11 protein-coding genes are annotated in these 9,234 nt (G+C 39.2%); 5 read left to right on the top strand and 6 right to left on the bottom strand.

Features of this window, described 5'->3' with window-relative positions:
• Together K1X56_10190 and K1X56_10185 are read right to left on the bottom strand one after the other, a co-directional pair.
• On the bottom strand, positions 1-1,121 hold a 1,121-nt coding region (locus K1X56_10190), incomplete at its 3' end, for a dihydroorotase (protein MBX7095083.1).
• Between the two features lie 11 nt (positions 1,122-1,132).
• On the bottom strand, positions 1,133-1,846 hold the full coding sequence (locus K1X56_10185; GenBank protein MBX7095082.1) for a polyprenol monophosphomannose synthase: 714 nt from the start codon (positions 1,844-1,846) through the stop codon (positions 1,133-1,135).
• A 167-nt stretch (positions 1,847-2,013) separates the two neighbouring features.
• Between K1X56_10185 and K1X56_10180 the strand changes: the two genes are divergently transcribed.
• On the top strand, positions 2,014-3,375 hold the full coding sequence (locus K1X56_10180; protein ID MBX7095081.1) for a choice-of-anchor B family protein: 1,362 nt from the start codon (positions 2,014-2,016) through the stop codon (positions 3,373-3,375).
• Here the strand turns inward: K1X56_10180 and K1X56_10175 are convergent.
• The 3 genes from K1X56_10175 to ung all read right to left on the bottom strand — a co-directional run bounded on the left by K1X56_10175 (position 3,369) and on the right by ung (position 6,445).
• Positions 3,369-3,965 carry a L,D-transpeptidase gene (locus K1X56_10175; GenBank protein ID MBX7095080.1) on the bottom strand — a complete coding sequence of 199 codons (597 nt, stop codon included), beginning with the start codon at positions 3,963-3,965 and terminating at the stop codon, positions 3,369-3,371. The two genes, K1X56_10180 and K1X56_10175, sit on opposite strands and share 7 nt — an antisense overlap.
• Positions 3,966-3,977: 12 nt before the next feature.
• Positions 3,978-5,642 (bottom strand): BamA/TamA family outer membrane protein, encoded by a 1,665-nt coding sequence (locus tag K1X56_10170; protein ID MBX7095079.1) that lies wholly within the window; start codon positions 5,640-5,642, stop codon positions 3,978-3,980.
• Between the two features lie 98 nt (positions 5,643-5,740).
• Positions 5,741-6,445, bottom strand: coding sequence for a uracil-DNA glycosylase (gene ung, locus K1X56_10165; protein ID MBX7095078.1), 705 nt, complete (start codon positions 6,443-6,445; stop codon positions 5,741-5,743).
• Positions 6,446-6,524: 79 nt separating this feature from the next.
• On the opposite strand from ung, the gene K1X56_10160 reads away from it, so the two are divergent.
• Positions 6,525-6,692, top strand: a complete 168-nt coding sequence (locus K1X56_10160) for a hypothetical protein (protein ID MBX7095077.1) — start codon at positions 6,525-6,527, stop codon at positions 6,690-6,692.
• 2 nt (positions 6,693-6,694) lie between these two features.
• Entirely contained in the window at positions 6,695-7,030 is a 336-nt protein-coding gene (ytxJ, locus tag K1X56_10155) for a bacillithiol system redox-active protein YtxJ (protein MBX7095076.1), read from the top strand.
• Here ytxJ and K1X56_10150 read toward each other — a convergent pair.
• The gene (locus K1X56_10150; protein MBX7095075.1) at positions 7,021-7,428 is read right to left on the bottom strand and encodes an OsmC family protein; all 408 of its coding nucleotides are present in this window, start codon (positions 7,426-7,428) and stop codon (positions 7,021-7,023) included. The two genes, ytxJ and K1X56_10150, sit on opposite strands and share 10 nt — an antisense overlap.
• Positions 7,429-7,472: 44 nt before the next feature.
• On the opposite strand from K1X56_10150, the gene K1X56_10145 reads away from it, so the two are divergent.
• Together K1X56_10145 and lipA are read left to right on the top strand one after the other, a co-directional pair.
• The gene (locus tag K1X56_10145) at positions 7,473-8,222 is read left to right on the top strand and encodes a hypothetical protein (GenBank protein MBX7095074.1); all 750 of its coding nucleotides are present in this window, start codon (positions 7,473-7,475) and stop codon (positions 8,220-8,222) included.
• A 9-nt stretch (positions 8,223-8,231) separates the two neighbouring features.
• The gene (gene lipA / locus K1X56_10140; protein MBX7095073.1) at positions 8,232-9,101 is read left to right on the top strand and encodes a lipoyl synthase; all 870 of its coding nucleotides are present in this window, start codon (positions 8,232-8,234) and stop codon (positions 9,099-9,101) included.
• Positions 9,102-9,234 lie beyond the last annotated feature (133 nt).

The following is a 9,234-nucleotide window of genomic DNA, read 5'->3' as shown; positions in this document are numbered from 1 at the left end:
CCTTCACGGATATAGCCTCTTTTTTCAATTTGAAAACAATCGGCAACGGCGTGCGACATTTTCTCAACTACTTTTTCGATGCTTATTTTTTTTGCTTTCACCAAATCGAGCATGGCAGGTAAAGCATGTTGAACGAGTGGTCCACCACTAGGTGCAGTTATATAATGTTGTTGTTTTTCTTCAATGGTATGCGGAGCATGGTCGGTTGCAATAACGTCGATGTGATTATCCAAAACTCCCTGAAGAATTTTATCGCGGTCTTGCTCCGTTTTTACAGCAGGATTCCATTTGATCCAATTTCCCTTTTCAGCATAATCCTTATCCGAAAACCACAGGTGATGAATACACGCTTCGGCTGTTATTCTTTTTTCTTTTAAGGGTGTTTTGTTATCGAATAAGTCCACTTCTTTTCCTGTAGAAATATGAAGTATATGTAAACGTGTATTGTGTTTTTTTGCCAGATTCACGGCCAGGGAAGAAGATAAGTAACAAGCTTCCTCGCTGCGAATGATTGGATGAAAACTGGCGTTTAATTGATCGCCGTATTTCTGTTTAAACTCTTCAGCATTTTTACGCACTGTAGCCTCGTCTTCACAATGCGTTGCAATCAATGTTTTGCAATGTTTAAAAATGGCTTCAAGTACATCGATTTTATCCACCAGCATGTTTCCGGTGGAGGAACCCATGAAAATTTTTACGCCACAAACATTTCGTGGATTGGTTTTTAAAACTTCTTCTAAATTATCGTTGGAGGCTCCCATAAAAAAGGAGTAATTGGCCAATGAAACCTCCGCAGCCCGTTGGTATTTTTCTTCAAGTAATTCCTGCGTGAGTGTGTTGGGAACGGTATTAGGCATCTCCATGTAAGATGTAATTCCTCCTGCCACGGCCGCTTTGGCTTCGGTATAAATCTCAGCTTTATGTGTTAATCCCGGCTCTCTGAAATGAACCTGATCGTCGATAGCACCGGGTAATAAAAATTTACCGGCAGCATCAATGATGGTTTCAAATTTTCCTTCCAGATTTTTCCCTATGGCCTTAATGTATGCGCCTTCAATCAATACATCTCCGTCAACGATTTTTCCTTCATTGACAATTCGTGCATTCTTAATAAGTATCATGGTATTTTTATTTAAATCTTTTTTCTGCGCATTTTTATTACGCCCCAAAATGCTTCTTTGAAAATTTTCATGCTCATTTTGGATTGACCTAAAACGCGATCGATAAATACGATGGGCACTTCTTTAATCTTAAATCCATGCAACAAGGCTGTATACTTCATTTCAATCTGAAATGCATAGCCTACGAAATGAATTTTATTGAGGTCAATAGTTTCCAAAACTTTTCTTCTGTAGCATTTGAATCCCGCTGTGGTGTCTTTAATATTAATCCATAACACCATGCGAACGTACAGGGAAGCAAAATAACTCATCAGCCACCGGGTAAAGGGCCAGTTTTTTACTTTACCACCTTTCACATATCTAGAACCAACCGACATATCAAATTGTTCATCGGCACAGGCTTGATATAAGCGGATTAAATCATCCGGGTTATGCGAAAAGTCCGCATCCATTTCAAAAATATATGCATAAGCATGTTGCAAAGCCCATCTAAAGCCATGGATGTATGCAGTACCTAACCCTGATTTTTCCTTGCGAACCTCCATGAAAAGGCGACCGGGAAACTCCGTCATTAGAGAGCGGACAATATCACCTGTGCCATCCGGAGAACCATCATCCACAATGAGTACATGGAAATCCTTTTCCAAAGAAAACACCTTGCGAAGAATACGCTCTATGTTTTCTTTTTCGTTGTAGGTAGGTATGATTACAATACTGTCTGACACGTGGTTTTGGAATAGGCCCTAAAAATAGATTTTATTTCTGATGCCGTAAAATAATTAAAGCAGATTGAAGTCAGAATATAGCGCTAAATTTGAGCAGTTTATTAAATAACGCAGTTTACGTTCTAAGTATTTATTCTTAACGTTTTTTAACCGAAAGAGATTCTGAAGTGAAATTGGTTTTTGTCAGCATATGTTTCCTGTTCCTCAGCGCCTTTGGTTTGGCTCAAAACAGACATAATGTTGCTTTGCTTGCACAATGGCAAAATTCAGCCTTAACCGAAGCCACAGATGGTTCGGTTTACAACGATGTTTGGGGATTTTATTTTAATGGAAACAAGTATGCAGCCATTGGATCAACTGAGGGGACGCACATCATTCAGGTGGAAAATAATCAACTCACCGAAATCGCGTTCGTAGCAGGTGCTGCACAAGGCCCCAATGTAATTAACCGGGATGTTTTTGAATACAAGGGTTATGTATATGCTATTTGCGACGACGGCTATTCAAGTTTGCAGGTAATTGATTTACATTATTTGCCAGATTCGGCTCATGTCGTTTTTGAATCCGATTCTTTTTTCCAGCGCGCACACAGTGTCTTTATTGATACTTCATCGGCAAGAATGTATATCTGCGGACCCAACTCCAACATCAATGGTTCACGTGCCATGGATGTTTTTTCATTGGCTAATCCAGAACAACCGCTTTATCTTTCCAGCTACCCATATGCTCAATATGTTCACGATTGTTTTGTAAGAAACGATACGGCCTGGTTAAATTGTGGTCCGGAAGGACTTCAGGTCGTCAATTATTCCAATCCACTCAATCCGATAGTCATTGGAGATTTGTCAACTTACACCGATATGGGATATAATCACAGCGGATGGTTAAGCGATGATGGGAAATACTACGTATTTACGGATGAAACTGCCGGAAAAAAAATAAAATTATGTAATGTCCAGAACTTAAATGATATTCGGATTGTGTCGTTTTTTAATTCGGAGTCGGATGCAAATACCATTGCACATAACCCAATGATTTCTGGTAAATATGTTTATCTCTCGCATTATTATGATGGACTTCAGATTTTCGATATTTCAGATCCGGAAAATGTTTACCGTGCCGGATGGTACGATACCCATTTAGAAAATTCAATCATTTATTCCGGAGCCTGGGGTGTTTTTCATTGGAAAGACGATGGAAAAATTATGATTTCTGATCGTCAGCAAGGTTTAATGTTGTTTGAATTTAATCCCCCGGTAAAGGGAATGGAACAGCAAAGTGAACATGGTGTGTATCCTAATCCGGCAGATAAAAATGTTTGGTTTTGGATTTCAAATACCCGTCATTTTAGCTATGCATTAACGGTTTTTGATTTGAACGGCAAACAGATTTATTCCTCCAGTTTTTACGAAAGCAACAATTATTTTCTGGATGTTTCTCAATGGAGCGAAGGGGTTTATTATTATCGGTTGACAGGAATTGACAGGAAAGTGGAAATGAATGGTAAAATGGTAATTATTCATCAGTAGTTAAGAATAATAACCGGCATTCCGATTTTTATCTTTTTTTCCAGTTGGAGAACATCCATATTTCTCATCCTAACACAACCATGTGAAGCAGGAGAACCGATTAAACCTTCTTCATGTGTTCCATGAATATAGATTTCACGCAAGTGACTGTCTTTTTTCCCTCCCTTGTTGATGCCTCTTTCCATTCCTTCTAATCGGATTGCCCGGGTTGTAATTAGGTCTTTATCACTGCTTTTTTTCTCCTGAATAATTTCGGCCTCTTTGCCAACATATCCCTTTTTTTCAATAATTCCTCCAATGGGAGCGTTTTTACCAAGTACCTCCGAAATACGGTGCAAACCCAAAGGTGTTTTTTCACTGTTGTGATCGGAACCCGTTCCGTATTTAGAGGTTGAAATATCATATACTTCTGTTTTCTCGTCGCGACTAAAAAAATAAAGTTTTTGATAGCGAACGGAAACATAAATGAATTGCGATATATCGGCCTGTGGGTAGTTTTCTTTGACGTAAGCCGGAATAAGTTCAAATTCATTATTCCCGGTGAACGAGAATACAGGAAGTAGAAAAATAAATAAGACCAATTTCCGCATGCGATGAAAGATCTAAAAATAATTGATAAATCCAAAATGAACTTTAGCTGACCGGATAAGAATAGGGTTCCCTAATTGTGATCCAAGTGCATAACTTAACGAGAAGACTCCTGCTTTGGTTTGAAAAAACAATCCGGTTCCAAAGCCAAATGGTTGATCACGCAGGTACCCTTCTTTGTCGTTTTTTTCATAAATGGCCTGATCGTAAAAAATGTACACGGCAGAATTTCTGTCGAGGAGAAAACGGTACTCAAGGGTGGAGATGGAGTAGGTAGATGCGAATATGGATTCTTCTGAAAATCCCCTTAATGTGCGAATACCCCCGATACGATAAAGTTCATTGGTAAAAAGGGTATTGTTTTGCACAAATGCGGAGTTGTTGCCTATTTTCAGAGTAGTTCGTTTCAATAAAGGGATAAAAAATTCTGCAAGGAGCTGACCTTTTAATTGGTTTGATTTCAGGTTGACATTTTCATACACCACGGGATTTAAAATCGGGTTAATGCTAATTTTTCGTTGACCTGCAGAACCTTCTATTGAAACGCTAAAACCGCTCCGTGGATTAAGCCTGTAATCGAGTTTTTCTTTTTTAAATCCTATTCCATAGGTAAATGTCGAAACATCCGCATAGGGTGGCAGGGTGGTTGCGTTTTCGAACATTTTAGGTGTAATTAAACTGCTCAGGTGATTGCCCAGGAAAACTTTAAAATAATTCCCGCCTTTAAGATAATATTGCAAGGCAGCGGTTTGCTGTAATTCTATAAACGTAGAATCTTTTTTGTAAAGTTTAAATTGCAAATCGGTACCAAACGGACTTTTAAATAAGAATGGATAATTGAAATTGATTTTTAAATCCTGAATTTGATTATTTAATTTTCTCCAGTTAAAATCAATTAATTCTCCCTTCCCAAATCCATTTCTGATGCGAATGGCAGCATCACCTGTAATTACGATTTTATTGGTTTTATTATCAGGAACAACACCAAGAATGCCATTAAACTGTGAGGCTTTCTTTTTTTTGAGATAAATGATTACGAGACACTGGTTGTCCGTAAAAATAATTTCGCTTGGTTTGGCAAGTTCAACAAACGAAATTTCTTTAATCCGTAAATCGATTTGTTGTACCAAACTTTCTTTGTAAATATCGCCGGGTTCTATGCTGATAAAATTATAGAGATAAGGCATGCTGATTTTTGCATCTCCTTTTACCAATACACTGTCGATTTTATATAATTTGTTTTTTTCAACCCGCAATACTCCAGAAATAGTTCCCTTTTGTTCGTTTAAGGAATCCAGCTTAACCCCGGTAAATGGATAGCCACGGTCTTCGTAAAAATGGATCAGTCGTTCGAATAGTTCATTTATTTCTTTCGGACTAAAAACGCGTCCCCTGAAAATCTTCTCGCGGTAACCGGCATAAATTAATGCTTCCTCTTCTGCATTTCCTCTTTTTAAAGTCGACCACACATATTTTTTCCCCGTGTACAAATAAACCATTAAGGTGTCGTTTCGAAAAACGGAGGAGTCTCTGTTGCATGAAATATATCCTTTGCTTCTTAATTGCGAGAGAACCGATTTAATATTTTTTTCTGCTTCATTGATGTTCCCTGGTTTGGTTTTAAAAGAAATTTTTTCTTCAGCAAAAAAGTCTGCATTCCCCGGAAAAACTAAAGTCAATTTATTGGGTTGTGCATTGGATAAAGAAAATCCAAAACAGAAGAATAGGAATAGCAACCTGAAGTTCACCCTGCCATAACGAAAGAAATGAATTATTGTTATTGCAGTTCCCAATGGATTGGTTTTTTATGGTGCTTAATCAAGTATTCATTGGCTTTGGAAAAAGGCTTGGTTCCAAAAAATCCATGATGGGCAGAAAGAGGTGAGGGGTGTGCTGAACTGAGAATCAAATGCCGGTTTTCATCAATTAATTCCTTTTTTTGAATAGCATAATTCCCCCACAAAATAAAAACGAGATGTTGCTCCTGCTCAGATAATTTCCGGATGATCTCATCGGTGAGCTGTTCCCATCCTTTTTTTTGGTGACTCCCCGCTTCACCGGATCTAACGGTTAGTGTAGAATTTAGAAGTAAAACACCTTGTTCGGCCCAGGCAGTTAAATCCCCTGAAAAAGGTACATCTGTATTTAAATCGCTCTGTAATTCTTTGAAAATATTTCGAAGCGAAGGAGGAAATTTTAGTCCCATCGGGACAGAAAAGGCCAGGCCGTGAGCTTGACCGGGACCATGGTAAGGGTCCTGCCCGAGAATGACCACCTTTGTTTTTTGAGGCGGACATAGTTCCAGGGCTTTAAAAACCATTTCTTCGGGAGGGAAGATGGGATGTTTTTTTCTTTCTTCTGCAACGAATTTCAATAGGTCCGAAACATAAGGTTTGCTTAGCTCTTCACGAAGGAGTTTTAACCAGGATTCTTCACGGATGAATTGGCTTGTTTCTGTTTTCACCCCATAAAAATCCGCCATTTTTTTATTTTTTAAAAAACTTATCTTATCTTTTCGGTCCAAATAAAGCAAGGCGTATTACCAAAAACCAATTATCAGAATGAGAAAGTTTGTGTTGTCTTTTGTACTTTTTTTAACCGCTGGTTCAATGTTTACTTCATGTGGTTTGTTCCGCGGTGGTAAAAGTGAAAAATGTCCTGCCTACACTTCAGTAGGTTCTGATAAAGTTTTGGATATCACTGAAATGCCTGAAAATCAGTCTCGCTGATTTTGAATTGGATTACCCTCAACGATTTAACCCAGTTTACGGATTTGATTCTTCGCTCAAAGGCGGAGCCTGATTTTGTTTTCGGGGTGTTTAAGCATTCTACCCGATGCTCCATTTCTGCCGCGGCTTTAAACCGCATGGAACGTGAATGGGAAACGCATCACCCTGGTGTGGATGTGTTGTATTTGGATCTTCTTTCCTATCGCGATATTTCCAATTCAATTGCAGAAATCAGTAAAATCAATCACCAGTCGCCCCAATTATTGATTTTTAAAAATGGGATTTGCATTTCGGAGACGACGCATTTCGATATTCGTCCCTCCCAAATTCATTGGTAAATAAATTGAACCTCTTGTACGAGGTCCGGATGCAGGCTTTTGGCAACAGGGCAATTTCTTCCTGCGGTTTCCAATAGGTTTTTTTGATGATCGGTATAACCGCGATCCTCTATTTCCAAAATCAGTCCGATTTTTTCTACCCGTCTGGGGTTGGATGCCATAAACTTGCTTACCGATATCTCAATTTTTCCAATTGGAATTCCATGGGTCCTTGCTGCAATCCCCATAATGGTAACCATGCATGCACCGAGTGATGTAGCCAACAAATCGGTAGGCGAGAAAGCTTCACCTTTACCTTGGTTGTCAAGCGGAGCATCGGTAATAAATGTTTCACCGGATTTTAAATGACGGGCTTCCGTTCTTAATTCTCCTAAATAGCTGATCTTTGAAATTTCCATACGAACTGGTCAACAAAACCGTTATATAATTGTATTTTTGTTATATGCCAAAATTAAGGATTTCAATTTTAGTCCTGTGCTTTTTTCTGGTTTCGCCTTTTTCTGCTGATGCTCAGAAGGCGGCTGATGAAGAAGTGGGTTTAGTTTATCGCAAAGAGGCGGTAGGCGGATTATTATTGCATACCCGTGGCTTTGGTTTTCATTTCAGGTACGGAATTCAAAAAACCTATTTAAATAAACTTTCTTTTGGTTTTGATTTGGTGAATATGCGAAGTCCAAAAGAGATCAAAGTATATAATCCTACTTATGATGACGGGAAGGGTTATTTCTATGGTAAAATGAATGGAATAATTGTGTTTCGTCCATTTATCGGCAGCCGGCGAATTGTATTTCAAAAATTGAGAGATCAGGGAGTAGAAGTTGGTTTTAACTGGGGAGTTGGTCCTTCCTTTTCATTTGCAAAGCCGGTCTATCTTCAGATTATCCATTTAACGCAAAATGATGTAATTATTTCCGACGAAAAATATGATCCTGTAATTCATAATACGGATAATATTTACGGAAGATCGAACTGGGGCTTTGGCTTGAGTGAGATGAAAACATATATCGGTGGCGCGGTAAAATTCGGACTCCATTTCGAGTTTTCTCCGGAAGAAGATCTGATTCGTGCTTTCGAAACGGGAATGGTTCTGGATGTTTATCCTCAAAAGGTTCCCATTATGGCCAACGACCAAAACAAGCCTTATTTTTTAACGCTATATCTGAATTTTATTTTCGGAAGGAAATATTTTTAATTTTTAACGATGAGTGCTGAGGATTCCAATTTAACCCAACGATTACCTAAACCAAAATGGCTTCGTGTAAAATTGCCTACCGGTGAGAATTACCGGAAGGTGAGAAGTCTGGTTTCTGAACATAAACTGCATACCATTTGCGAAAGTGGTAATTGTCCGAACATGGGCGAATGCTGGGGCGAGGGCACGGCAACATTTATGATTCTTGGGAATATTTGCACCCGATCCTGCGGCTTTTGCAATGTGGCTACGGGTCGACCATTAGACGCTGATCCTTTTGAGCCTGCACGTGTAGCTCAAAGTGTCCATTTAATGGGAGTTAAGCACTGCGTGATTACTTCGGTTGACCGAGATGATCTTCCGGACGGCGGTTCAGAAATCTGGGCGCAAACCGTTCGTGCCATTCGTAGAAAATCTCCCGGAACAACACTCGAAACCCTCATTCCCGATTTTATGGGGAAATGGGAAAATCTTCAAAAAATTATTGATGTACATCCAGAGATAGTTTCGCATAATCTGGAAACCGTTCGCCGTTTAACGAAACAAGTAAGAATTCAAGCAAAATACGATCGTAGTCTGGAAGTTTTGCTCCGCTTAAAACAGGCCGGTATCCGCACAAAATCCGGCGTTATGCTGGGGCTTGGGGAAACCGAAGATGAAATTCTGGAAACCATCGAAGATTTGCGAAGTGTAAAGGTTGACATCCTTACACTGGGTCAATATTTGCAACCTACTCCTAAACATTTGCCGGTTGCAGAATTTGTAACCCCCGACAGGTTTGAGAAATACAAGGAAATTGCCCTTTCCAAAGGCTTCCTGTATGTGGAAAGCGGACCCCTGGTGCGTTCTTCATACCATGCCGAAAAGCATTTGTTCTGATTAGACCTGTATATTTTTGCCATTTTTTTTCTTTCTCACTTCATTTCTGAATCCGTTGATTTCATTGGGATTTGAAGGTTTTTATTTCCTGGGGAATAAATATTATGCCCCATTGGCTCATTATTCAGCTCCT

Source organism: Flavobacteriales bacterium (genome assembly GCA_019694795.1).
Lineage (GTDB): Bacteria > Bacteroidota > Bacteroidia > Flavobacteriales_D > UBA2798 > UBA2798.
Note: the sequence above shows the minus strand (reverse complement) of the source record. Positions and strands in the feature narration are given on the sequence as shown.

Coding starts and splice junctions, on each gene's coding strand:
- lipA (MBX7095073.1), top strand. CDS start 8,232: ATGAGTGCTGAGGATTCCAATTTAACCCAACGATTACCTAAACCAAAA.
- K1X56_10160 (MBX7095077.1), top strand. CDS start 6,525: ATGAGAAAGTTTGTGTTGTCTTTTGTACTTTTTTTAACCGCTGGTTCA.
- K1X56_10150 (MBX7095075.1), bottom strand. CDS start 7,428: ATGGAAATTTCAAAGATCAGCTATTTAGGAGAATTAAGAACGGAAGCC.
- K1X56_10145 (MBX7095074.1), top strand. CDS start 7,473: ATGCCAAAATTAAGGATTTCAATTTTAGTCCTGTGCTTTTTTCTGGTT.
- ung (MBX7095078.1), bottom strand. CDS start 6,445: ATGGCGGATTTTTATGGGGTGAAAACAGAAACAAGCCAATTCATCCGT.
- K1X56_10175 (MBX7095080.1), bottom strand. CDS start 3,965: ATGCGGAAATTGGTCTTATTTATTTTTCTACTTCCTGTATTCTCGTTC.